This is a genomic window from Pseudonocardia benzenivorans CB1190 (assembly GCF_000196675.2).
Classification (GTDB): Bacteria; Actinomycetota; Actinomycetes; order Mycobacteriales; family Pseudonocardiaceae; genus Pseudonocardia; species Pseudonocardia benzenivorans.
In genome coordinates, this window is the sequence record NC_015312.1 from 2,112,459 (window position 1) to 2,136,974 (window position 24,516).

Here is a 24,516-nt window from a genome sequence, read left to right on the forward strand (position 1 = left end):
AAAGTGCCGTTCCCGCATGTCAGGTGGCGCCACCCCGGATTCGCCGCTGCAGCGGGCTCCGGGGGCGCCACGGCCACCCGCGCGACGACGCGACTACCCTGACGCTGCGTGACCTCCGTGTTCCCCGACCTCGAACCGTTGTTGCCCCGTGTCTCCAAGCCGGTGCAGTACGTCGGCGGCGAGCTCAACGCCCAGGTGGCCGACGAGGACGAGTGGGACGCGACGCCGGTCCGCTGGGCGCTGATGTATCCCGACGCGTACGAGGTCGGACTGCCCAACCAGGGCGTCATGATCCTCTACGAGGTGCTCAACGAGCGGCCCGACGCCCTCGCCGAGCGCTGCTACGCCGTCTGGCCCGACCTCGAGGCGCTCATGCGTGAACGGGGCGTCCCGGCGTTCACCGTCGACGGGCACCGCCCGGTCGGCGACTTCGACGTCCTCGGCGTCAGCTTCGCCACCGAGCTGGGCTACACCAACATGCTGACGACGCTCGACCTCGCCGGGATCCCCTTGCACGCGGCCGACCGCGACGAGACCCACCCGATCGTCCTGATGGGCGGGCACGCCGCGTTCAACCCCGAGCCGATCGCCGACTTCATCGACGCGGCCGCGCTCGGGGACGGCGAGGAGGTCGTCGGCGACATCACCGGCGTCGTCCGCGACTGGAAGGCCGACGGCCGTCCGGGCGGGCGGGAAGGCCTGCTCGACCGGCTCGCCGCGACCGACGGCTGCTACGTCCCGTCCCGCTACACCGTCTCCTACGGCGACGACGGTGCCATCGCCGCGGTGACGCCCGTCGAGCGCGCCCCGCGCAGCGTCCAGAAGCGCACCACCCGCGACCTCGACGACTGGCCCTACCCCAGGGCGCCGCTGGTGCCGCTGGCCGAGACGGTGCACGAGCGCGCGAGCGTCGAGATCTTCCGGGGCTGCACCCGCGGCTGCCGGTTCTGCCAGGCCGGGATGATCACCCGCCCGGTCCGCGAACGGTCCCTGCGGGGCATCGGCGAGATGGTCGACGCCGCTGTCCGCGCCAGCGGGTTCGACGAGGTCGGGCTGCTGTCGCTGTCGAGTGCCGACCACTCCGAGATCGCCGAGATCACCAAGGGGCTGGCCGACCGCTACGAGGGCGCCAACACGTCGCTGTCGCTGCCGTCCACCCGGGTCGACGCGTTCAACATCGACCTGGCCAACGAGATCTCGCGCAACGGCCGCCGGTCCGGGCTGACGTTCGCCCCCGAGGGCGGGTCGGAGCGGATCCGGCGCGTCATCAACAAGATGGTGTCCGAGGACGACCTCATCCGGACCGTCTCGGAGGCCTTCGCGCAGGGCTGGCGCCAGGTGAAGCTCTACTTCATGTGCGGGCTGCCCACCGAGGAGGACGCCGACGTCCTGGAGATCGCCGGGATGGCGCACCGCGTCATCAGGGCGGGTCGGGAGGCTTCCGGGCGCAACGACGTGCGCTGCACCATCTCCATCGGAGGGTTCGTCCCCAAGCCGCACACGTCGTTCCAGTGGGCGGCGCAGGCCCACCCGGACGTCGTCGACGAGCGGCTGCGCAAGCTCCGCGAGGCCGTGAACGCCGACCGGCGGCTGGGCCGCAACGTCGGCATGCGCTACCACGACGGCAAGCCGTCGCTGATCGAAGGGCTGCTCGCCCGCGGCGACCGCCGGGTCGGCCGGGTCATCGAGCGGGTGTGGCGCGAGGGCGGCCGGTTCGACGGCTGGAGCGAGCACTTCTCCTTCGAGCGCTGGACCGCCGCGGCGGAGGCCGAGCTCGGCCCGCTCGGGGTGTCGCTCGACTGGTTCACCACCCGTGAGCGCGGACGCGACGAGATCCTCCCGTGGGACCACCTCGACTCCGGGCTCGACCGGGACTGGCTCTGGGACGACTGGCAGGAGGCGCTCGCCGGCGGCGAGCAGGACGACTGCCGCTGGACGCCGTGCTTCGACTGCGGTGTCTGCCCGTCGACGGGCCAGGACATCCAGGTCGGCCCGAGCGGGACGCAACTGCTGCCGCTGACGGTCGCCGACCCCGTCGGCGGGAACCGGTTCGGGAGTGCCTGAGCCCGCGTCCGGCGTCCCCGTGCCCGGCTCCCAGGGACCGGGGTCGGCGGCACGCCCGGAGTTCGTCGTCCGCGTCGCCGACGAGCGCGACGTCGAGGCACTCGCCGGGCTGCGCCGCGCCTGGCTGGAGGAACGGGCAGGCGCACCCGTCGCCGACCCCGGCTTCGAGGCTGCCTTCGCCCAGTGGTGGCGCACCGAGCAGCCGCGGCGCACGTTCTGGCTGGCCGAGGTGGGGTCCGACCGCGCGGGCTGGACGGCGATCGGGTCCATCAACGTCGTCGAGATCGTCGCGATGCCGCGGCCCGGCTCGCGCGGCGGCCGCGTCGGCCATGTGGGCAACGCGTTCGTCCTGGCCAACTTCGCCGACCGCGGCGTTCCCCGGGCGTTGCTGCAGGCGGTCGTCGAGCATGCCGGGGAGCGGCGCTACCGGCGGCTGATGCTCGCCCCGACGGCGGGCAGCGCGGCGTTCTACCGCCGGGCCGGTTTCACCCCGGCCGGTGACACGCTGCTGGTCCTGGACCCGCACGCGGCCCCGGATCCCGGCTGACCCGGCGGTGGTCCGTACCCTTTTCCCATGGCGCGCGTGCGGCCCGGTGAGGCGGCGAACCCGGCACCTCCGACGGTGCAGCGGATCCGCGTGCGCTTCGCCAAGCGGGGCCGCCTCCGGTTCCTGTCGCACCGCGACATCGCGCGCGCGTTCGAGCGCGCGGTGCGGCGGGCGGGGGTGCCGGTCGCGCACTCGCACGGGTTCAGCCCGCACCCGCGGCTGTCCTGGATCGGCGCCGCGCCCACCGGTGCGGCCAGCGAGGCCGAGTACGTCGAGATCGGGCTGACCCGGCCGGTCGACCCCGCCGAGCTGGTCGACGCGCTGGACGCGGCCCTGCCGTCGGGCCTGGACGTGCTGGCGGCCGCCGTCGCCGAGCCGCCCGCGCTGGCCGACCGGATCGACGGTGTCCGCTGGGCCATCGAGCTGCCCGGGCTGCCGGAGGCGGACGTGCGGGCCGCGGTCGACGCCCTGCTCGCCGAGGAGTCCGTCGTGGTCGAGCGCGTCACACCGTCGGGTCGCAAACAGATCGACGTCAGAAAAGCACTGGTGAGCGCGACGACCGCGACCGCGAGCAACGGCCCGGTGGCCGTGACGGGCCCCGCAGCGGTTGCGGGCTGTGCGATACTGACCGCGGTCGTGCGGCAGACGACACCCGCCGTCCGACCCGACGATGTGTTGGGTGCGCTCGACGTTGTCGCAGGCCTCACGCCGCCGGTCCCCGCGAGGGCGACTCGGTTGGCGCAGGGACTGCTCGACGACTCGGGACACCTCGCCGATCCGCTCGGCTCTGCCGGGTGACCGCCCGGAACCGAGCGGCTCGGCGCGACGCCGGCGCCCCCGCCGGCGCCCGGCCGCCGTCGAGATGCACCGCAGCTGAGGATTGCTTCCTGCGCACCGCGCGGGGAGAGAACGAGTGACGTAAGGCCCCTGCGCGGCCGCCCCCTTCACCAGGAGGCGCCCGGGGGCGAAGGAGCTGAATGTCGAACACCGATGCGCCCGCCGGGACCACCGGCGGGCCGTCCGCGCTGGCCGATCTGCCCGAGAAGCTGCGCGTGCACGCGCTCGCCAAGCTGATCGGGCGCACCAGCAAGGAGGTCCTGGCCACCCTGGCCGACCTGGGCGTGGAGATCCGCAGCGCGCAGTCGAGCGTCGACCGGGCGCTCGCCGAGCGGGTCGTCACCGCCCTGCTGCCCGACCCCGACGTCGCCGACGAGACGGCCGTCGCCGACGAGGCCTACACCGACGCCGCGACTCCGGAGGCGGTCCCCGCGCCCGCCTCGGCCGACGCTCCCGGGGTCGCCGGGTCCGCGGCGGTCTCCGGTGAGCCGGCCGTCGCCGAGGCCCCGGCGGACACCGACGGCGACGGCGCCGAGACCGGGACCAGGACCGGGACGGCCGCTGACGCCGGGCGTGCCCCGCTGTTCGCCGCGCCCGTCTTCCAGCCTCCCGCGCCCGAGCGCCGGCCCAGCCGGCGGACCCGGGCCGCGGCGGCCGCCCCCGAGGCGGCCGACCCGTTCAAGGTCGTCGACAAGGCCCCGGCCACCGGCCCCGACGCCGGTGCCGACGGCGGTGCCGACGGCGGTGCCGACGGCGGTGCCGATGTCCGGGCCGACATCGACGAGGCCGAGACCGACACCACCGCCGACGACGCGGCGGTCGCGGACGACGACGCCGGTGACGACTCCGACGAGGCCGGTGCCCGTCGTCGCCGCCGGCGCGGCCGTCGTGGCCGCGGCCGAGGCCGAGGCGCCGACGGCGCGGACGACGCCGACGACCAGGACGACACCGAGGGCGACTCCACGTCCGACTCCGCGTCCGACGACGGCGCGGACTCCGGCCGGGCCGCCGGCGCCGACGAGGACGCGGCGACCGACGACGACGCCGAGGGCTCCGACGACGGCGACGACTCCGAGTCCGACGAGTCCGGCTCGTCGCGGCGCCGTCGCCGCAGGCGCCGTCGCCGCGGTGGCTCCGACGACGCGGACTCCTCCGAGGACCCGCCCGGCACCGTCACCCGGGTCCGTACGCCCCGCGAGCGCAGCGGCGACGACGACGCCTCCGACGGCGTCCAGAGCGTCCGCGGCTCCACCCGGCTCGAGGCCAAGCGCCAGCGCCGCCGCGACGGGCGGGACGCCGGTCGTCGCCGGGTCCCGATCCTCACCGAGGCGGAGTTCCTCGCCCGCCGGGAGTCCGTCGACCGCTCGATGGTCGTGCGCGAGCACGGCGACCGCGTCGAGATCGCGGTCCTCGAGGACGGCGTGCTCGTCGAGCACTTCGTCGCGGACGGCCCGGCGAGTTCGGGCTCCGCGGCGTCGTCCATGGTCGGCAACATCCACCTCGGCCGCGTGCAGAACGTGCTGCCCAGCATGGAGGCGGCGTTCGTCGACATCGGTCGTGGCCGCAACGCGGTGCTCTACGCCGGCGAGGTCGACTGGGACGCCGCGGGCCTCAACGGCAAGGCCCGCCGCATCGAGCAGGCCCTCTCGACCGGCGACAGCGTGCTCGTCCAGGTCACGAAGGACCCGATCGGGCACAAGGGCGCCCGGCTGACGACGCAGATCAGCCTCGCCGGCCGGTTCCTGGTCTACGTGCCCTCCGGCGGGACGGCGGGGATCAGCCGCAAGCTGCCCGACACCGAGCGCAAGCGGCTCAAGGACATGCTCAAGGAGATCGTCCCGGCCGAGGCGGGTGTGATCATCCGGACGGCGTCCGAGGGTGTCACGCAGGAGGCGCTCGAGCGCGACGTGCGGCGGCTGCAGGCGCAGTGGGAGGTCGTGCGGAGCAAGGCCGACGCCACGGGCCCGAACAAGGTCAAGGCGCCCGCGCTGCTCTACGAGGAGCCCGACCTGCTCGTCAAGGTCGTGCGCGACCAGTTCAACGAGGACTTCTCCCGGCTCGTCGTCTCCGGTGACGACGCCTGGGACACCGTCTCCAACTACATCGGCCACGTCGCGCCGGAGCTGTCCGACCGGCTGCACCGCCACGTCGGACCGACCGACGTCTTCACCGAGTACCGCATCGACGAGCAGCTGCTCAAGGCGCTCGACCGCAAGGTCTGGCTGCCCTCGGGCGGCACGCTGGTCATCGACCGCACCGAGGCGATGACCGTCATCGACGTGAACACCGGGAAGTTCACCGGGTCCGGCGGCAACCTCGAGGAGACCGTCACCCGCAACAACCTGGAGGCGGCCGAGGAGATCGTCCGCCAGCTGCGGCTGCGCGACATCGGCGGCATCATCGTCATCGACTTCATCGACATGGTGCTCGAGGCCAACCGCGATCTCGTGCTGCGCCGGCTCACCGAGTGCCTGGCCCGCGACCGCACCCGCCACCAGGTCGCCGAGGTGACCTCGCTGGGCCTGGTGCAGATGACGCGCAAGCGTGTCGGCGGCGGCCTGCTGGAGCACTTCTCGACGCAGTGCGAGCACTGCCGCGGGCGCGGCGTCATCGTCTCGACCGAGGGCGTCGAGGCCAAGGGCGAGCACAAGCAGGGTGGCGACCGCCAGCACGAGCGCGACGGCAAGCGCGGCCGCAACCGCAACCGCCGCGACGACAACGGCCGCCACACCGAGCACGACGACAAGCCGCAGCTGCCGCCCGACGCCGGGATCGCGGTCGTCGCCGCGCAGATGGCGGCCGACCAGCCGGGCAAGGAGAAGGAGAAGGCCGAGCCGCCCGTGCTGCGGCTCGCCGGGTCCGACGACCCCGACGGCGCACCGGTCCCGGCCGCTCCCGCAGCGTCCGCGGATCCGGGCGCCGAGCCTGCCGCTGCCGAGCCTGCCGCTGCCGAGCCTGCCGCTGCCGAGTCCGCCGCGGCCGAGTCCGCCGCTGTCGAGTCCGCCGCGGCCGAGCCCGCCGCTGCCGAGCCTGGCGCTGCCGCGGAGCCCGCCGCGTCCGCCGAAGCCGAGGCGTCCCCGGGCCGGACCCGGACGCGACGGACCCGCGCCCGGCGCGCCGCCGCGCCGCCGGAGCCCCGGTCCGACGCCCCGTCCGTGGACCCCGCGCTCGCCGGTGCGGGCGCCGCCGAGGCGGCGGTCTCGGAGTCGGCCCCGGCCACGACCGACGACACCCCTGCCACGGTCTCCGGGAGCGCCGAGCGCAACGGCACCCCCGAACCCGTGCGCAACGGTGTCCCGGCTGCCGCGGTCGCCGACACCTCGGCACGCAACGGCCACGAGGCGCACGAGGCCGCCGCGGCGGCGGCCCCGGGTGGTCCGCTCAACGGCGGCCCGCTCAACGGCAGCGTGCCCCCGGCCGGCGTCCCCGATCCTGGCGTGCCCGACGGGAGCGTTCCCGAGGGGAGCGGGCCCGAGGACGCGATCGGCGACGACGGTGACGCGGGTCGTCCCCGGCGGCGCCGGGGCCGCGTCACCCGCACCGCGGGCTCGCCCAGCGGGGCCACGGCCGCGGTCATCACCGCGCCCGTCCCGGCGGCCGAGACGGCGGCGCCGGAGGCGGTTCCCGCGGTCGCCGCGGCGACCGTCCCGCCCCAGCCCGAACCCGTCACGGAGGCACGTCCGCGCAGGCAGCGGCGTACCGCGTCACGTCCGGCGGGCCCGCCCGCCGGTGCCGAGGAGTAGACCGGGGACCCGGTTTGACCCTGGAGAAATCCGTTCCGTACCCTGGGACATCGGAGCCGCGCCCGCGCCAGTCGACGGGATGTGGCGGCGCGTCGAGTGCGCGCCTCGTGTCCCCCGATATTCAGGAGTCGTGCGTCAACGATGTACGCGATCGTCAAGACCGGCGGCAAGCAGTACAAGGTGGCCGTGGACGACGTGGTGACCGTCGAGAAGATCGACGGTGATCCCGGTGCCGAGATCAGCCTGCCCGCCGTGCTGCTCGTCGACGGCGACCAGCTCACCACCGATGCGGACGCGCTGGCCAAGGCCTCGGTGACCGCCACGGTCGTCGAGCACACCAAGGGCCCGAAGATCCGCATCCACAAGTTCAAGAACAAGACCGGGTACCACAAGCGTCAGGGCCACCGTCAGCCGCTGACCAGGGTCCAGGTCACCGCGATCAGCAAGTAAGGAGACCTGGGCATGGCTCACAAGAAGGGTGCGTCCAGCTCGCGCAACGGGCGTGACTCGAACGCCCAGCGGCTCGGCGTGAAGCGGTTCGGCGGTCAGGTCGTCAACGCGGGCGAGATCCTCGTCCGTCAGCGCGGCACCAAGTTCCACCCCGGCGTCGGGGTCGGCCGTGGCGGCGACGACACGCTGTTCGCGCTCGTCGAGGGCGCGGTGGAGTTCGGCACCAAGCGTGGTCGCAAGACCGTCAACGTGGTTCCGGTCCAGGTCTGAGGCCTGCACCACCCCAAGCGTTTCGAGAACGGCGGGCCGCCCCTGACGGGTGGCCCGCCGTTCTCGTGTGTATAGGAGAAGCCTGATGTCTCGGTTCGTCGACCGGGTCGTGCTGCACGCCATCGCGGGAGCGGGTGGCAACGGCTGCGCGTCGGTCCACCGGGAGAAGTTCAAGCCGCTCGGCGGTCCCGACGGGGGCAACGGGGGGCGCGGCGGATCGATCGTGCTCGTCGTCGACCCCGGCGTGCACACGCTGCTCGACTTCCACCACCGGCCGCACGCCAAGGCGCGCAACGGCAAGGAGGGGCAGGGCAGCTTCCGGGCCGGCGCGAACGCCGAGGACCTGGAGCTCGCCGTCCCCGACGGCACGGTCGTCTTCGACGAGCAGGGCGAGATCATCGCCGATCTCGTCGGCGCGGGCACCCGCTTCGTCGCGGCGCAGGGCGGCCGCGGCGGGCTGGGCAACGCGGCGCTGGCCTCGGCCGCGCGCAAGGCCCCGGGGTTCGCCCTGCTGGGAGAGGAGGGCGAGGCCCGCGACCTCGTGCTCGAGCTGCGCTCGATGGCCGACGTCGGGCTGGTCGGGTTCCCGTCGGCGGGCAAGTCGTCGCTGGTCGCGGCCCTGTCACAGGCCCGTCCCAAGATCGCGGACTATCCGTTCACCACGCTCGTCCCGCAGCTGGGCGTCGTCAGCGCGGGGGAGTCGGTGTTCACCGTCGCCGACGTCCCGGGCCTCATCCCCGGCGCGTCCGAGGGTCGCGGCCTGGGGCTCGACTTCCTGCGCCACATCGAGCGCTGCTCGGTGCTGGTGCACGTCGTCGACTGCGCGACGTTCGAGCCCGGCCGTGACCCCGTCGCCGACGTCCGGGCGCTGGAGCAGGAGCTCGCGCGCTACACCCCGGCGCTCGGCGGCGACCTCGCGTCCCGGCCGCGGATCGTCGCGCTCAACAAGATCGACGTCCCGGACGCGGCCGACCTCGTCGACATCGTCACCGAGGACCTGCGGGCCGAGTTCGGCTGGCCGATCTTCCCGATCTCCACCGCGAGCCGCGCCGGGCTGCGCGAGCTGACCTTCGCGATGGCCGAGCAGGTCGACGGGTACCGGGCGGCGCTGCCGGTGGCGGAGCCGACGCGCGTCGTGCTGCGCCCGCAGGCCGTCGACGACACCGGCTTCACCGTCGAGGACGACCCGGAGCTCGAGGGCGGGTTCGTCGTGCGCGGGCCGCGGCCCGAACGCTGGATCCGGCAGACGAACTTCGCCAACGACGAGGCCGTCGGCTACCTGGCCGACCGGCTCGCCCGACTGGGCGTCGAGGAGGCGCTGGCCGCCGCCGGTGCCGTTCCCGGGTGCCCGGTGACGATCGGCGACGTCACCTTCGACTGGGAGCCGAGCACCCCCGCCGGCGTCGCGACGATGATGTCCGGCCGTGGCACCGACCGGCGGTTGGAGCAGAACAGCCGGGTCAGCGCGGCCGCGCGCAAGGCCGCCCGGGCCGACCGCCGCCGGCACCGCACCGACGAGGAGCTCGCCGCGGACGCGGACGGCGAGGTGGGCGACGAACCGGGGCTCGACGACGCCGACGGCGACGTGTGGGACGAGGACTCCCGGTACCCCGCCGAGGAGGAGCTCGACGACACGCCCGGGACCGGCAGGCGATGACACCCCGCAGCGTCCCCGGGCCCCGGGCCCAGCTCGCGGCGGCGCGCCGGCTCGTCGTGAAGGTCGGGTCGTCGTCGCTGACCAGCCTCGACGGCGGCATCGACCCCGGGCGTCTCGACCGGCTCGTCGACGCCCTTGCGGCCCGGCGGGCCGCGGGGTCGCAGGTCGTGCTCGTGTCCTCGGGTGCGATCGCGGCCGGGCTGGCGCCGCTGCGGCTGACCCGCCGCCCCCGCGACCTGGCCACCCAGCAGGCGGCGGCGGCCGTCGGGCAGCTGCTGCTCGCCCACGCGTACTCCGCGTCGTTCGCGCGGTTCGACCTCGACATCGGGCAGGTCCTGCTCACCGCCGACGACATGATCCGGCGCTCGCACTACCGCAACGCCCAGCGCACCCTCGAACGGCTGCTGGGCCTCGACGTGCTGCCGGTCGTCAACGAGAACGACACCGTCGCCACCGACGAGATCCGCGTGGGCGACAACGACCGGCTCGCCGCGCTGGTGGCGCACATCGTCGGCGCGGACGGGCTCGTCCTGCTCTCCGACGTCGACGGCCTCTACGACGGCGACCCCCGCCGGCCGGGGTCGTCGCTCGTCGCCGAGGTGGAGCACCCCGCCGACCTGCAGGCCGTGGAGATCGCGAAGCCCGGCCAGGGCACCCTCGGCCGCGGCGGGATGGCCACGAAGATCACCGCCGCGGCGATGGCGTCGGCCGCGGGCGTGCCGGTGCTGCTGACGTCGGCCGACGAGGTCGGCGCTGCGCTCGACGTCGCGCCCGACGGGCCCAAGGTCGGCACCGCGTTCCGGCCCTCGGGGCGGCGGATGTCGGCACGCCGGTTCTGGCTGCGGCACGCCGCCGACGTGCAGGGCCGTCTCGACCTCGACGCCGGCGCCGTGGCCGCGGTCATCGGACGGCGGCGCTCGCTGCTCGCCGCGGGCATCCACGGCATCTCCGGCGACTTCGTCTCCGGCGACGTCGTCGACCTCGTCGGCCCGGGCGGGACGGTCGTCGCGCGCGGCGTCGTCGGGTACGACGCCGGCGAGCTGCCCGCGATCATCGGCCGGCGCACGTCGGAGCTGCCGCCCGAGCAGCGCCGCGAGGTCGTGCACGCCGACGACCTCGTCCCGCTCTCCGACCCCGCCCCCTGACCTGCGCCCCGCCACGGCACGGCGGGCGGGCGCGACGGCAGGGTCGCGCGCAACCAGGGTGTCGTCGGAGCGGCGTCACGCAGCGCCCAGGTTGCGCCCGGGTGGTGCGGGTGATCGTCCGGGGTGCTCGCCGCCCGGCGGGATGGCACACTCCCGCGGATGGACCCCGCGCAGCCCGCGGCACCGCCGCGGACGGACCCGGCGCAGGAGGCACGAGCGCGGATGGTCGACGCGCTGCGTCGCGACGGACGCGTGCGGTCCGACACCGTCGCGTGGGCGATGAGCGCGGTCCCGCGGCACCTGTTCCTGCCGGACGCCACCGTCGAGACCGCCTACGCGGACAGCGCGGTCGTGACCAAGGTCGTCGCCGGGGTGGCACTGAGCTCGGCGTCGCAGCCGTCGATGGTCGCGATCATGCTCGAGCAGCTCGACCTGCACCCCGGCCAGCGGGTGCTGGAGATCGGCGCCGGCACCGGGTACAACGCGGCGCTGATCGCCCGGCTCGTCGGGGCCTCAGGCGCGGTCACGACGGTCGACATCGACGAGGACATCGTCGTCGCCGCCGCCGGGCACCTGGTCGCGGCCGGGTATCCCGACGTCGTGCTGGTCACCGGCGACGGCGCGCTCGGCCATCCGCCGGGTGCCCCGTACGACCGGGTCGTGCTCACGGTCGGCAGCGCCGACCTGCGGCCCGAATGGATCGCCCAGCTCGCGCCGGACGGCAGGCTGCTGCTGCCGCTGCGGGTCAGGGGCAGCCAGCTGTCGGTGGCGTTCGACCTCGGCGCGGACGGCCTGTTGCGCAGCACCTCGGTGCGGTCGTGCGCGTTCATCCGGCTGCGGGGGGCGGGTGCGGGCGCCGAGCCGGTCGCCGCACTCGGGACCGACGGCTGGTCGGCCGAACCCGCCGACCCCGGCACCCCGGTACCCGACCCCGACGCGCTGCGCGCGGCCGTGGACCGGCCCGGGACCGAGGAGCCGCTGGGCGTGCGGCTCTCCGCGGCCGACGTCTGGGACGGCCTGGGGCTCTGGCTCGCGCTCGGCGAGCCGAGGACGCTGCGCCTAGTCGCCCGCGGCACCGCGGCGGAGTCGCCCGCCGCCGCGGGCCTGGTCGCGGTCGCGGGTGCGCGCGCGACGATCGCGCTGCCCGGCACGGGCGGGTTCGTCGCGCTCGTGCAGGACGACGCCGGTGGGCCTGCGCGGATGCGCTGCCACGGCGACCCGGGGTGCGACGCCGTCGCCAGGCTGGGCGCTCTCGTCGACGTCTGGGTGGCCGCCGGCCGCCCGCACGCCGCGGACCTGCAGCTCACGGCGTTCCCACAGGGCTGCGCGGCCACCCCGGCCGCGGGCGACTGCCTCGTGGAGCTCGGGTCGGCGACGTTGCTCGTCGAGTACCTCGGTCCGGTGGCCTGAGCGGTCAGCCCGCCTGCGCCAGCGCGAACGGCAGGACCGACGGGGCGCCCGCCAGGCGTACCGCCCGGGCGGCGACCGTCATCGTCCAGCCGCTGTCGACGAGGTCGTCGACCAGCAGGACCGGGCCGTCGAGCCCGTCGAGCGACGGCAGCGACGCCGTGTCGAACGCGTCGGCGACCGCGGCCAGCCGCTGCGCGGAGTTGTCCCGGGCGGGCGGCCGCTCCCCGCGCGGCGCGAGCGTCCCCAGCAGCGGCAACCGGCCGATCTCGGCGATCCGCCGGGCCAGCTGCGCGAGCTGGTGCGGCCGTGTACGCGACCCGATGCCGACGACCCCGACCGGCCGCTGCGCCCAGTCCCACCCGTTGAGCACGGCGACGACGGCGTCGAGCACGTCGGCGGGGACGGGCCGGTCCTCGTCGGCGAGCAGCTCCCGCAGCCGGGTGCCCCACCCGATGTCGGAGAGCCGTCCGATGACCCGTCCCTCGTCGGCGACCTCGCCCGCGGCGATCCGTCCGGACAGCGCGACGCCGATCTCCTTCATCCCGCTGGGCCACTGCTTGCGCGGCGCGAGCGGCACCCCGGGCCGGGCGATCCGCTCGGCGGCGGCGGCCGCGGCCGCGGCGTCGACCTCGGGGGAGAACACCTGCCCGGTGCAGACGTCGCAGCGCCCGCACGGTGGATCGGTCGCGGCGCCCGGGTCGTCGAGCTGCGCGCGCAGGAACGCGAGGCGGCAACGGTCGGTGGCGATGTAGTCGAGCATCGCCTGCTGCTCGACCTTGCGGGCGGCGGCGATCCGCTGGTGGCGCTCGGCGTCGTAGAACCAGGGCTCACCGGTGGCGACCCAGCCGCCCTTGACCCGCTTGGCCGCGCCGTCGCTGTCGAGGACCTTGAGCAGCATCTCCAGCCGGGTACGCGAGAGGTCGACGCGGGTCTCGATCGACGCCGTCGACAGCGGTGAGCCGGACAGCACGTCGAGGGTCTGGCGGACCAGCGGCTCGGGCGGGAAGGCGAGGGAGGCGAAGTAGTTCCAGATGTCGCGGTCCTCGCGGCCCGGCAGCAGGACGACCTCGGCGTGGTCGAGCGCGCGGCCGGCGCGGCCGATCTGCTGGTAGTAGGCCACCGGCGACGCCGGGGCGCCGAGGTGGACGACGAACCCCAGGTCGGGCTTGTCGAACCCCATGCCGAGCGCGGACGTCGCCACCAGCGCCTTGACGCGGTTGCCGAGGAGGTCGGCCTCGGCGGCGAGCCGGGCCTCGGGGTCGGTCTTGCCGGTGTAGGAGGCGACGGCGTACCCGCGCTCGCGCAGGAACTCGGCGACCTCCTCGGCCGCCTGGATCGTCAGCGTGTAGACGATGCCTGCGCCCGGCAGCTCGTCGAGCCGGGAGGCGAGCCAACCCATCCGCTGCGCGGGCGTGGCCAGCTGCACCACCGACAGGCACAGGCTGTCGCGGTCGAGCGTGCCGCGCAGCACCAGGGGCTCGCCCGAGGACAGCCCGAGCTGTTCGGTGACGTCGACGACGACGCGGTCGTTCGCCGTGGCGGTGGTGGCCAGCACGGGGATGCCGTCGGGCAGGTCGGCGATCAGGTTGCGCAGGCGCCGGTAGTCGGGCCGGAAGTCGTGCCCCCAGTCCGACACGCAGTGCGCCTCGTCGACGACGAGCATCCCGGCGCTCGCGGTGAGCCGGGGGAGCACCCGGTCGCGGAAGTCGGGGTTGTTGAGCCGCTCGGGGCTGACGAGCAGCACGTCGACCTCACCCGCGTCGATCGCGGCGTACGTGGCGTCCCAGTCGTCGATGTTGGCGGAGTTGACCGTCGCCGCGTGGATGCCGGCGCGCGCCGCGGCGTCGATCTGGTTGCGCATCAGGGCCAGCAGGGGGGAGACGATCACGGTGGGGCCGGCGCCCTGCTCGCGCAGCAGACCCGTCGCCACGAAGTAGACCGCCGACTTGCCCCATCCCGTGCGCTGCACGACGAGCGCGCGCCTGCGTTCGGCGACCAGCGCGTGGATCGCCGTCCACTGGTCCTCGCGGAGCCGCGCCCCGGGGCCGGCCAGACCCGCGAGGAGCTCCTCGGCGCGGTCGCGCAGGGCGGGTGCGGTGAGGGGAGCCATACGGACATGGTGCCCGCCGCCACCGACGTTTCCACACCGGTCTCCGGTGAGACACCACGGCGCCCGGGTTGTGACTCGCGGCACCCAATGAGACGGGCCTGGGCGAATCCGGGTCCAGGAAGGCAGGATGCCTGACGTGAGCCCTCTCCAGTCGCCGGCGTTCGGCTCGGTCGCCGACGTCACCGAACGTCTGGCCGCTGTCGGGTACCTCGCGTCGACCGCGGTCGCCACCACCGTGTTCCTGGCCGACCGCCTCGGCAAGCCGCTGCTGGTCGAGGGCCCGGCCGGCGTCGGGAAGACAGAGCTGGCCAAGGCCGTCGCCGAGTCGACCAAGGCGGAGCTCGTCCGGCTGCAGTGCTACGAGGGCATCGACGAGGCGCGCGCGCTCTACGAGTGGAACCACGCCAAGCAGCTGCTGCGCATCACCGCGGGCCAGGGCAACGAGGACTGGGACCGCACCCGCGACGACGTGTTCTCCGAGGAGTTCCTGCTGCCGCGGCCGCTGCTCACCGCGATCCGCCGCCCCGACCCGACGGTGCTGCTCGTCGACGAGATCGACAAGGCCGACGTCGAGGTCGAGGGGCTGTTGCTGGAGGTCCTGTCGGACTACCAGGTGACGGTCCCTGAGATGGGCACGATCACCGCGACCCGCAAGCCGTTCGCGCTGCTCACGTCCAACTCCACGCGTGAGCTGTCCGAGGCGCTCAAGCGCCGCTGCCTGTTCCTGCACCTGGACTTCCCCGATGCCGATCTGGAGCGGCGGATCGTCGCGAGCCGGGTGCCGGAGCTCACCGAGGCCCTCACGGATGCGCTGGTCCGCACCGTCCGGGTGCTGCGCGGGCTGGAGCTGCGCAAGGCGCCGTCGGTCGCCGAGACGATCGACTGGGGCCGCACGCTGCTCGCGCTGGGCATGGACACCCTCGACGACGACGCCGTCCGCGCGACCCTCGGCGTCGTCCTCAAGCACCAGTCCGACCAGGTCAAGGCCGCCGCCGAGCTACGGTTGAACTGATGGTCGTCGCCGCCCCGCACGGGCTCCCCGGGCACCTCGTCGACTTCGTCGCGGCGCTGCGCAGCCACGGGGTCGCCGTCGGGCCGGGGGAGACGATCGACGCCGCGACGGTGCTCACCGCGGTCGACCTGCTGCACCGCGACCAGCTCCGCGAGGGGCTCGCCGCCGCGGTGCTGCGCCGCTCCGGGCAGCGCAAGGTCTTCGACACGCTCTTCGACCTGTACTTCCCGGCGGCGATCGGCGCCGGCACCGCCGAGGTCGACGTCCCGCGCGTCGGCGACGACGAGGACGGCGCCGTCGACGTCGAGGCCCTGCGCGACGTGCTCGCCGATCTGCTGCGCGACGGCGACGACGCGGCGCTCGCCGAGCTGGCACGTGCCGTCGTCGAGGCGCTGGCCCGCACCGGGAGCTCCGGGCAGGGCGGGCGGCCCGGGGCGCAGCCGAGCTGGTCGGCCTACCAGGCGCTGCGGATGCTCTCCCCGGAGACGCTGCTCGCGCGCATCCTCGACGCGCTGCGCGACCCCGACGTCGAACCCGGCTCGTTCGCCGACGAGGTGCTGCGCCGCGAGATCCGCGACCGCATCGCCCGGTTCCGCGACATGATCACCGACGAGGTCCGGCGGCGCACCGCCGAGACCCGCGGCCGCGAGCAGGTGGCGCGCACGGCCGTCCCCAAGCAGGCGGAGCAGGTCGAGTTCCTGTCGGCCTACGCGGGGCAGCTCGCCGAGCTGCGGCGCACGGTGCACCCGCTGGCCCGGCGCCTCGCGGCCCGGCTCGCGGTGCGCCGCAAGCACGCCAAGCGCGGCGAGCTCGACATGCGCCGGACGCTGCGCCGGTCGATGTCCACCGGCGGGGTCCCGATCAGGCCCGCCTACCGGACCCGCCGTCCGGGGCGGCCCGACCTCGTCGTGCTCTGCGACGTCTCCGGCTCGGTCGCGGGGTTCAGCCACTTCACGCTGCTGCTGGTCCAGGCACTGCGCGAGCAGTTCAGCAAGGTGCGGGTGTTCGCGTTCGTCGAACGTGCCGACGAGGTGACGCACCTCTTCGAGCCCGGTGCGGAGCTCTCCGGCGTGATGAACCGGGTGCTGCGGGAGGCGTCGCTCGTCGCGTTCGACGGGCACAGCGACTACGGCGGCTCGTTCGGGTCGTTCGCCGAGTACTGGTCCGACGCGCTCACCCCGCGTAGCTCGCTGCTGATCCTCGGCGACGCCCGGACCAACTACCGCGACCCCAACCTGACGGTGCTGCGCCGGCTCGCGGGCCAGGCCCGGCACGCGCACTGGCTCAACCCGGAGCCGCGCCGGCAGTGGGGCACCGGCGACTCGGCCGCCCTGCGCTACGCCGACGTCGTGCCGATGCACGAGTGCCGCACCGCCGCCCAGCTCGCCGACGTCGTGGAGTCCCTCCTCCCGATCTAGCCCCCGTGAGTGACGCTGCTGCGCCGCGCCGGCTGCGGCTCCGGCAGCCCGCTGCCGGTGCGGCTCGGCGCCTCCTCGCGCTCGCGGCACTGCAGGCCTGCCTCGGTCGACCCTGCAGCCAGTGAACATGCCGCTTTATGTATATGCGGGAAGCGGTATGTTCGGGGCGTGTCCGAGCCGTTCGCCGTCGTCGCCGACCCCACGCGCCGTCGCGTCCTCGACCTGCTGCGCACCCGCCCGCGGACCGTCACCGAGCTGGTCGACGCACTGGGCGTCAGCCAGCCGACCGTCTCCAAGCACCTGCGGGTGCTGCGCGAGGCGGGTGTCGTGACGGTCCGCGCCGAGGCGCAACGCCGCTGGTACGAGCTGCGCCCCGAGCCGCTCGCCGCGATCGACGACTGGCTCGCGCCCTACCGCTGGATGTGGGCCGACCGCCTCGACACGCTCGGCCGCCACCTCGACACGATGGAGGACGACCCCGATGCCTGAGGATCAGGTCGGCCCCGCCGCCGACCGCTGGGCGCTGCGCCTCGAACGCCGCTACCCCCACCCCGTCGAGAAGGTCTGGGGCGCCGTGACCGAACCGGCGCACCTCGCGCAGTGGTTCCCGTCCACGGTGGAGGTCGACCTGCGGGTCGGCGGGGCGATGCGGTTCGGGTTCGGCGACGAGATGGTCGTGACCGGTGAGGCCGCCGAGCGCGACGCCGCCGTCGACCAGTGGGGGAGCGGGGCGGTCGCGCACGTCGCCGCCCGGGCCGCGGCCTGGGCGCACTCGCATGCCTGAGCGCCGGGTACCCTCGCCGCGTGGAGATCGACCGCGCCGCCGGTACGCGGTGAGCCTGCGCCGATCCGGTCGCCGCGCCGGCACCCCCGCTGCCGCGCCGTGCACCGTGACCGTCTGCCGCGGCTGCTGCTGCGGGACCGACCGCAAGCACCCCGGCGTCGACCACGCCGCGCAGCTGTCCCGCATCACCGACGGGATCGGCACGGCCGGGCGGGTGCGCGTCAGCGACTGCCTCGACGCCTGTGCGCAGTCCAACGTGGTCGTGGTCGCGCCGTCGACGGCCGGCCGCGCCGCGGGCGCCCGGCCCGTCTGGCTGCGCGACGTGCTCGACGCCGACGTCACCGAGGACGTCGTGACCTGGGTGCGGGCGGGCGGGCCCGGCGTCGCCGATCCGCCGGACCTGCTCGACCTGTTCGTCTTCACCCCGGCGCGGAAGGTGCGCGCGCAGCTCGACCGCTGATCCGGGTGCCGAGCCTGCGGGCGCCGCGGCCGTCCGTGTTCGGGAGATCCGTATCGTGACGTCGTGGTCACGGTGTCCGTCCTCGGTCCGCTGCGCGCGGCCGTCGACGACCGCGCCGCCGATCTGGGCGGCCGCCGGCAGCGGGCCGTGCTGGCCCGGCTCGCCGTCGCCGCCGGGTCGCCCGTCTCGGCCGACCTGCTCGTCGAGGACATCTGGTCGGGCGAACCGCCGCCGCGGGCCCTCGCGGCCCTCCAGGTCCACATCTCGCACCTGCGGCGGATTCTCGAACCCGCCCGCCCGCCGCGGGCCCCGGCGACGGTCCTGGTCAGCGTTGCGCCCGGCTACGCCCTGCGGCTCGACGACGACGCGCTCGACGCCCGTCGGTTCACCCGCCTGCTCGACGACGCCGCGGGCCGGCCCCCCGAGGCGGCGCAGGGGACGCTGCGGGCGGCGCTCGCGTGCTGGGCGGGCCCCGCGTACGGCGAGTTCGCCGACGAGCCGTGGGCCGCACCGGAGGCGGCCCGGCTGGAGGAGCTGCGCCTGCAGGCCGTGGAGCGGCTGGCCGAGGCCCGGCTGGCGACCGGTGAGGACGCCGCCGTCGTCCCCGACCTGGACCGGCACGTGCACGACCACCCGCTGCGCGAACCGGCGGTCCGGCTGCTCGCGCTCGCCCTCTACCGGGCGGGCCGGCAGGCCGACGCGCTGGCGGTGCTGGCTCGGGTCCGGCGGAGGCTGGCCGACGAGCTGGGCGTCGATCCCGGCCCGCCGTTGCAGGACCTGGAACGCGACGTCCTGGCCCAGGCGCCCCACCTGGTCGTGCGGTCGGCCCCCGCACCCGCGCCGATGCGGCCCGCGCCCCCGCCGCCCGCGCCGGTGCCCGTCGTCGACCGGACGGCCCTGCTCGGCCGGGCCGCCGAGCTCGACCGGCTGCGCGCCGCGGCGACCCGGGCCGGCACGCCCGGGCCGCAGGTCGTGCTCGTCTCCGCGGACGCGGGCGTGGGGAAGACGACGCTCGTCGAGGCCTTCCGCGCCGAGCTCGCCGCGGGCGGCTGGGTGACCGTCGTCGGGCGCTGCCCGGAGGCCGAGGGCGCCCCGCCGGGCTGGCCGTGGCGGGAGATCGTCACGTCGCTGACCGCGGCGCACCCGCCCGCGCCCGAGCTGGCCGACCGCCTCGCCCCGCTGCTCGACGCCGGCCCCGTCACCCGGGACCGCACCTTCTGGCTCGCGACGGCGGTCGCCGACCTGCTCGCCTCGCGCACCGCGACGGCGCCGGTGCTGGTCGTGCTCGAGGACCTGCACCGCGCCGACGGCGAATCCCTCCAGCTGCTCCGCACGGTGGCGGGAGGCCTTGCGGGACAGCGCCTTCTCGTCGTCGCGACACTACGGCCCACGGAGGCGGGCGACGACCTCACCGCCACCTTCGCCGCGCTGGCGGGGCCGATCGGCGACCGGATCGAGCTGGCCGGGCTCGACCCGGACTCGGTGGCCGAGCTGCTGCGGCGCAACGGGTCCGGGGCTCTGACCGCCGAGCAGGTCGCCCGGGTCGTCGACCGCACCGATGGCAACCCGCTGTTCGTGCGGGAGACCGCGCGGCTCGCCGCGGCCGAGGGCTGGGGAACCGCCGCGACGGCCGTCCCTGCCGGGGTGCGCGACGTCCTGCGGCGCAGGCTCGCGCGGCTGCCCGCGCAGGCCCGGACGGTGCTGCGGCAGGCCGCGATCCTGGGACGCGACGTCGACGTCGACACCCTGCTCGCGCTCGTCGGCGCGGCGGGGGAGGACGAGGCGCTCGACGCGCTGGAGCTGGGCGTGCTGTCCGGGCTGCTCACCGAGCCCGACGCGGGACGCGTCCGGTTCGCCCACGTCCTGGTGCGCGACACGCTCTACGAGGACATGCCCCGGCTGCGCCGGACCCGCGCCCACGCGGCCGCGCTCGCCGCCGTCTCGACGGTGCGGCCCGGCGACCGCAGCGCGTTGGCCCACCACGCGCTCGCCGCGGGTGCGGCCGTCGACCCGGCGCGTGCGGTCGTCCTCGCCTCGGACGCCGCCAGGGCCGCGGCGGCCGCGGGAGCGCACCGGCAGGCCGCGGAGCTGTGGGCGGCCGTCGCCGACCGCGCCGACGCCGCCGGCCTGGATCGCGAGGCCCGCCTCGACGTCCTGTGCGCGCACGTCTCGGCACTGGCGCACTCGGGTGCGACGGGTCCCGCCGTGCGGCGCCGCGCGGAGGCACTCGACCTCGCGCTGGCCGCGCCCGCGGTCCCCGACGACGTCCTCGTCCGCGTCGTGAACTGCTACGACGCTCCGGTGTCCTGGACCCTGCGGGCGGACAACACCGTCGACACCCGGCTCGTGGAGGTGCTCGACGGGCTGCTCGCGCGGGTGCCGGCCGATCGGGTCGCGGCGCGGGTCCGGTTGCTGACGTCGCTGGTGTTCGAGATCGAGGGGGAGCAGGAGGAACGGGTCCGCGAGCTGACGGCGCAGGCCCTCGCGCTGACCGAGGGTGCGGCCACCGACACCGACACCGGCGCCGGCCCCGCACTGCGCTGCCTCGCCCTCAACGCGCGCTTCTACGCGATCTTCGGGCCGGACCTGTGGCACGAGATGAAGGGCGTCGGCACGGAGCTGGTCGAGGTGGCCACCCGCGCGGGCCTGCCCGGCTACCGCGCACAGGGTCTGCACCTGCTGTTCATGGACGCGGCGTCGGAACGGGATCTCGACGCGGCGCAACGCCACGTCGACGACGCCGTCGCCGCCGCTCCTGGCGGCCAGCTCGGCTTCACCCTCGGGTGGTCGGCCATCTTCTCCGCGCTGCGCGCGCTCGTCGCCGGGGAGTTCGACGCGGCCGCGGCCGGCTACGCCGAGATCGGCGCGCGGCTCGAGGCGGGTGGGGTGACCAACGCCGGGCTGATCGCCCTCCTGGGTGGGCTCGCCGTCGCGCACGCCCGCGGCCGGATCGACGACCAGCTCGTCGCGGTGCTGGGGATGGTGCACGAGCGGGCTCCCGTCGAGGCCGCCGAGGCGTACGCGCTCGCCCTGGTGCTGGCGGGCGACCTCGGGCGGGCGCGCCAGGTATGGCGGCCCGACGTGCCCCAGCGCCGGACGTACTACTGGCAGCTCGGGATGGCGATGCGGGCGGAGACCGCCGTCGCGCTCGGCGACCGCGAGGTGGCCGGCGAGTGCTACGACGCGCTGCAGCCCTGGGCCGGGACGTTCGCCGGGCTCTCCAGCGGCACCGTCACTCTGGGACCCGTCGACGAGAGTCTCGGCAGGCTCGCGCGGCTGCTCGGGCTGCCCGCCGACGAGCATTTCCGCGCCGCGGCGGCCCTGGCACGCGGGCTCGGCGCACACCACTGGGCCGCGCGGGCCGAGGCCGCCCTCGCGGCCCGCTGACCGGTCCCGGTCAGCCGAAGACCAGCCGGACCCGCCGGCGGTGCGCCGGGCCGACCACCGTCAACAGGGCGATGAGGACCGGGCCCGCGACCTTGCGCATCGCCGCGCTCTCCGCGGGGGTCGCCGCCGCGACGATCCGGGGCAGCTGGAACGCGATCCCGGGCCCGCCCTTGCGCGCGCGGACCGCCCGCTCGACACCCGCCCACTCCGCCGCCGGCACGTACTGCTCGATCACGGGGAAGACGTCGCGCTCCTCGGCGTCGATGTGCTCGTCGAGCTCGTCGCGGACGACGCTCAGGGCGGCGGCCAGCTCGGCCGCGAGCGCGGGCTGCTCCTCGGGTCGGCCCGTCGCGAGTGCCGCCGCGGCCGCGCGCACCCGGTCGAGCAACGGGTCGAGGGCGGCGTGGTCGTCGGAGAGCTCCGTGAGGTCGACGGCCGCGCCCGCCCGGGCGGCGATGACCGGCCACGCGTCGAGGTCCTCCGCGGTGTGGTGGTGGTGGATCTCGGCGCAGAGGTCGCGGACCCACTTGTCGACGGCCCTGGCACGCCGGGGCGAGCACCCGGTGCGGACGTCGGCGAGCCGCTCGGCCAGCGCCGTGGTGCGGTGCAGCTCGGCGCGCATCGCGCGGTGCAGCAGGCGCAGTCCGAGCAGGTCGGGGGTGGTCGCGGTGGCGGCGGTCATCGGTCTCTCCGGTCCTCGTGGGTTCGCGGTTCGGTGCTGACGGGACCCAGCGTGCGACCGCGCGCTTGTGGCCGACTTGTTCCCGACTTGCGGGTGATCCAGAGGACAGGAACCAATGTTGACCGGCCGGTCAGTCAAAGCGCAGACTCGGAGTGTCTCCAGGAAAGTCGGAGTGTCTCCGGGAAAGAAGGTGATCGCTATGGCCACCAGGTCATGGCAACGCTGGCAGGATTGGGCAGCAGTGGTGATCGGCGTGCTGGCGGCTCTCTCGCCGCTGGTGTTCACCGTCGACGCCGCGGCCGTGTGGGCGCTCGTCGTCCTCGGGGTGCTCCTCGCGGCGAGCGGGTTGTGGTCGCTGGCCGCACCGGGATCCGTCGCGAGCGAGTACGTCCACGCGGTACTGGGCGTGCTGCTGTTCATCTCGCCGTGGGTCCTCGGGTACAGCGACCTCCTCGGCGCCTCGTGGACGTCGTGGGTCGCAGGTGTCCTCGCGGTGGTCGTGGGTCTGACGGCGATCCCGGCCGCACAGCACAACCACCAGGGCGGTCTCACCGCCCAGCACTGATCCACTCCGGAAGCGCGCAGGCCGCGACCGTCATGGTCGCGGCCGACGCGCGCCCGGGGGAAGGCGCGTCGGCGGGACTGCGCGGGGGGAGAATGCCGTGGTGAGCGACGACGAGCGGCCGGCCCGCGAGCGCATCCTCGACGCCGCCGAGACCCTCTTCGCCGAGGACGGCTTCGACGCCACCCCGACCTCACGGATCGCGGACCGGGCCGGTGTCCCGAAGGGCCTCGTGCACTACTACTTCGCGCGCAAGCCCGACCTGCTCGAGGCGCTCGTCGAGCGGCTCCCCGACGAGCGCGTCGATCCGGCGGCGGTCGTCGTCGCGGGCGACGTCGTCGAGAGCCTGCACCGGCTGGTCGCCGCGCTCGACGCGTCGCTGGGCTCCTCGGCGGTGCTCTCGCACCTGCTCTGGCGGGAGGCCGACACCCATCCTGCCGTCCTCGCCGCGCTGCACACCCGCTTCGACCTGCTCGTCGAGCAGATCCGGGACGTCATCAGGGCGTCGCTGCCCGCCTGCGGCGCCGACGTCGACAGTGCCGCCCAGCTACTGGCCAGCGCGGTGAGCTACCGGCACTCCGTCGCCCGGCACGTCGACGACGGCGCTGTCGCCATGCACCGTGAGCTGCGGTTCCTCGCCACCGCGCTCGAACGGTCGAACTGATGTTCGACTCTCGTGTAGGCTCCGGGGCATGGCGATCGACCTCGCGTGGCAGCCCTCGCTGCTCGACGACGCCGGCCCCCCGGCCCCGGAGGTCGACGTCGGGTTCGCCGCGGTCCGCCGGCACGATCTCGGCGACGGGGCGTGGGTCGACCACGGCCCCGGATGGATGCGCGGCGCCGATGCACTGTTCGCGACGTTGCTGGCCCGCACCCCGTGGGCGCAGCGCGACATCCGGATGTACGAGCGCGTGCTGCCCGAGCCGCGGCTCACCCACCGCTGGACCCTCGCCGACGCGCCCGCTCCGCTCGGCCGGCTCGCGCGGCTGCTGAGCACCCGCTACGGCGTCGAGTTCACCCAGGTCGGGGCGAACCTCTACCGCGACGGCGCCGACAGCGTCGCCTGGCACGGCGACCGGGTGGCCCGCGAGCTCGACACGGCCGTCGTCGCGCTGCTCTCACTGGGGGCCGTGCGACCGTTCCGGCTGCGGCCGACCGGCGGCGGCCCGAGTGTGTCGTTCCTGCCCGGCCCGGGCGACCTGCTGGTCATGGGCGGCACGTGTCAGCGCACCCGCCAGCACAGCGTCCCCAAGATCCGGTCCGCGGCACCCCGGATCAGCGTGCAGTTCCGGCACGCCTACCCGCGTTGATCCGGCGCACCGCCGTCTAGGCTGCTGCGATGCAGCGCAGGGTCGGTGTGATGGGCGGGACGTTCGACCCGATCCACCACGGTCACCTCGTCGCGGCCAGCGAGGTCGCCGACCGGTTCGGCCTCGACGAGGTCGTCTTCGTGCCGACGGGCCAGCCGTGGCAGAAGGCCGGCAACGAGGTCAGCCCGGCGGAGGACCGCTACCTCATGACGGTCATCGCGACGGCGTCGAACCCGCGGTTCTCGGTTAGCCGCGTCGACATCGACCGCGGCGGTCCGACCTACACCGCCGACACCCTCGCCGACCTGCGCAAGACGCTGCTCGACGCGCAGCTCTTCTTCATCACCGGCGCCGACGCTCTCGAACAGATCCTGTCGTGGCGCAAGCTCGACGAGCTGTTCGAGAACGCGCACTTCATCGGCGTCACCCGGCCCGGGTACGAGCTCGACGGAGCCCACCTGCCCAAGGGGGCGGTGTCGCTGGTCGAGGTCCCGGCCATGGCGATCTCGTCGACCGACTGCCGGGAACGCGTCGCCGCGGGCAGACCCGTCTGGTACCTCGTGCCCGACGGCGTCGTCCAGTACATCTCCAAGCGCAGGCTCTACCGCGGCGACGCCGACCGGGCCAGCTGAGCGCGTCGCACCCGGCCTGGGACAATCGTCGTCGTC

The 24,516-nt window shown here is 75.1% G+C and carries 21 protein-coding genes; 19 read left to right on the forward strand and 2 right to left on the reverse strand.

The features are described 5' to 3' along the window. Positions 1-108: 108 nt before the first annotated feature. The 9 genes from PSED_RS10095 (at position 109) to PSED_RS10135 (ending at position 12,123) form a co-directional block, all read left to right on the forward strand. On the forward strand, positions 109-2,064 hold the full coding sequence (locus PSED_RS10095; protein ID WP_013674143.1) for a TIGR03960 family B12-binding radical SAM protein: 1,956 nt from the start codon (positions 109-111) through the stop codon (positions 2,062-2,064). After that, the gene (locus tag PSED_RS10100; RefSeq protein ID WP_013674144.1) at positions 2,057-2,611 is read left to right on the forward strand and encodes a GNAT family N-acetyltransferase; all 555 of its coding nucleotides are present in this window, start codon (positions 2,057-2,059) and stop codon (positions 2,609-2,611) included. Before PSED_RS10095 ends, PSED_RS10100 begins: the two co-directional genes overlap by 8 nt. Positions 2,612-2,638: 27 nt before the next feature. After that, complete coding sequence (locus tag PSED_RS10105) at positions 2,639-3,409, forward strand: TIGR03936 family radical SAM-associated protein (RefSeq protein ID WP_013674145.1); 771 nt, start codon at positions 2,639-2,641, stop codon at positions 3,407-3,409. 179 nt (positions 3,410-3,588) lie between these two features. After that, a complete protein-coding gene (locus tag PSED_RS10110) occupies positions 3,589-7,191 on the forward strand; it encodes a translation initiation factor IF-2 N-terminal domain-containing protein (protein WP_013674146.1) in 3,603 nt (1,200 codons plus the stop codon). A 141-nt stretch (positions 7,192-7,332) separates the two neighbouring features. After that, positions 7,333-7,641: a 50S ribosomal protein L21 gene (rplU, locus tag PSED_RS10115; protein WP_013674147.1), complete on the forward strand. Its 309-nt coding sequence runs from the start codon at positions 7,333-7,335 to the stop codon at positions 7,639-7,641. Between the two features lie 12 nt (positions 7,642-7,653). Next, positions 7,654-7,911, forward strand: coding sequence for a 50S ribosomal protein L27 (gene rpmA, locus PSED_RS10120; RefSeq protein ID WP_013674148.1), 258 nt, complete (start codon positions 7,654-7,656; stop codon positions 7,909-7,911). A gap of 82 nt (positions 7,912-7,993) precedes the next feature. After that, positions 7,994-9,568 carry a GTPase ObgE gene (gene obgE, locus PSED_RS10125; RefSeq protein ID WP_083845425.1) on the forward strand — a complete coding sequence of 525 codons (1,575 nt, stop codon included), beginning with the start codon at positions 7,994-7,996 and terminating at the stop codon, positions 9,566-9,568. Then, complete coding sequence (gene proB, locus PSED_RS10130) at positions 9,565-10,713, forward strand: glutamate 5-kinase (RefSeq protein ID WP_013674150.1); 1,149 nt, start codon at positions 9,565-9,567, stop codon at positions 10,711-10,713. The genes obgE and proB overlap by 4 nt, the downstream gene beginning before the upstream one ends. Before the next feature lie 159 nt (positions 10,714-10,872). After that, entirely contained in the window at positions 10,873-12,123 is a 1,251-nt protein-coding gene (locus tag PSED_RS10135) for a methyltransferase domain-containing protein (protein WP_013674151.1), read from the forward strand. 4 nt (positions 12,124-12,127) lie between these two features. Here the strand turns inward: PSED_RS10135 and PSED_RS10140 are convergent, their stop codons facing one another. Further along, positions 12,128-14,233 carry a RecQ family ATP-dependent DNA helicase gene (locus PSED_RS10140; RefSeq protein ID WP_013674152.1) on the reverse strand — a complete coding sequence of 702 codons (2,106 nt, stop codon included), beginning with the start codon at positions 14,231-14,233 and terminating at the stop codon, positions 12,128-12,130. Positions 14,234-14,360: 127 nt separating this feature from the next. Here PSED_RS10140 and PSED_RS10145 point away from each other — a divergent pair, with 127 nt between their 5' ends. The 6 genes from PSED_RS10145 to PSED_RS10170 all read left to right on the forward strand — a co-directional run bounded on the left by PSED_RS10145 (position 14,361) and on the right by PSED_RS10170 (position 21,294). Continuing rightward, on the forward strand, positions 14,361-15,245 hold the full coding sequence (locus PSED_RS10145; protein ID WP_013674153.1) for an AAA family ATPase: 885 nt from the start codon (positions 14,361-14,363) through the stop codon (positions 15,243-15,245). Next, the gene (locus PSED_RS10150) at positions 15,245-16,663 is read left to right on the forward strand and encodes a vWA domain-containing protein (RefSeq protein WP_013674154.1); all 1,419 of its coding nucleotides are present in this window, start codon (positions 15,245-15,247) and stop codon (positions 16,661-16,663) included. The genes PSED_RS10145 and PSED_RS10150 overlap by 1 nt, the downstream gene beginning before the upstream one ends. Before the next feature lie 168 nt (positions 16,664-16,831). After that, the gene (locus tag PSED_RS10155; RefSeq protein ID WP_013674155.1) at positions 16,832-17,152 is read left to right on the forward strand and encodes an ArsR/SmtB family transcription factor; all 321 of its coding nucleotides are present in this window, start codon (positions 16,832-16,834) and stop codon (positions 17,150-17,152) included. Beyond that, the gene (locus PSED_RS10160) at positions 17,145-17,447 is read left to right on the forward strand and encodes an SRPBCC domain-containing protein (RefSeq protein WP_013674156.1); all 303 of its coding nucleotides are present in this window, start codon (positions 17,145-17,147) and stop codon (positions 17,445-17,447) included. Before PSED_RS10155 ends, PSED_RS10160 begins: the two co-directional genes overlap by 8 nt. A gap of 106 nt (positions 17,448-17,553) precedes the next feature. Further along, complete coding sequence (locus tag PSED_RS10165; protein WP_013674157.1) at positions 17,554-17,907, forward strand: hypothetical protein; 354 nt, start codon at positions 17,554-17,556, stop codon at positions 17,905-17,907. Between the two features lie 63 nt (positions 17,908-17,970). Continuing rightward, positions 17,971-21,294, forward strand: a complete 3,324-nt coding sequence (locus tag PSED_RS10170) for an AfsR/SARP family transcriptional regulator (RefSeq protein WP_013674158.1) — start codon at positions 17,971-17,973, stop codon at positions 21,292-21,294. Positions 21,295-21,304: 10 nt separating this feature from the next. Here PSED_RS10170 and PSED_RS10175 read toward each other — a convergent pair whose 3' ends face one another. Next, the gene (locus PSED_RS10175) at positions 21,305-21,976 is read right to left on the reverse strand and encodes a hemerythrin domain-containing protein (protein ID WP_013674159.1); all 672 of its coding nucleotides are present in this window, start codon (positions 21,974-21,976) and stop codon (positions 21,305-21,307) included. 199 nt (positions 21,977-22,175) lie between these two features. On the opposite strand from PSED_RS10175, the gene PSED_RS10180 reads away from it, so the two are divergent. From PSED_RS10180 to nadD, 4 genes are all read left to right on the forward strand, one after another. Then, entirely contained in the window at positions 22,176-22,541 is a 366-nt protein-coding gene (locus tag PSED_RS10180; protein ID WP_041759476.1) for an SPW repeat domain-containing protein, read from the forward strand. Positions 22,542-22,638: 97 nt separating this feature from the next. After that, on the forward strand, positions 22,639-23,202 hold the full coding sequence (locus PSED_RS10185; protein ID WP_013674161.1) for a TetR/AcrR family transcriptional regulator: 564 nt from the start codon (positions 22,639-22,641) through the stop codon (positions 23,200-23,202). A gap of 28 nt (positions 23,203-23,230) precedes the next feature. Then, positions 23,231-23,848: an alpha-ketoglutarate-dependent dioxygenase AlkB gene (locus PSED_RS10190; protein ID WP_013674162.1), complete on the forward strand. Its 618-nt coding sequence runs from the start codon at positions 23,231-23,233 to the stop codon at positions 23,846-23,848. Positions 23,849-23,877: 29 nt separating this feature from the next. Then, positions 23,878-24,480, forward strand: a complete 603-nt coding sequence (gene nadD, locus PSED_RS10195; protein ID WP_013674163.1) for a nicotinate-nucleotide adenylyltransferase — start codon at positions 23,878-23,880, stop codon at positions 24,478-24,480. Positions 24,481-24,516 lie beyond the last annotated feature (36 nt).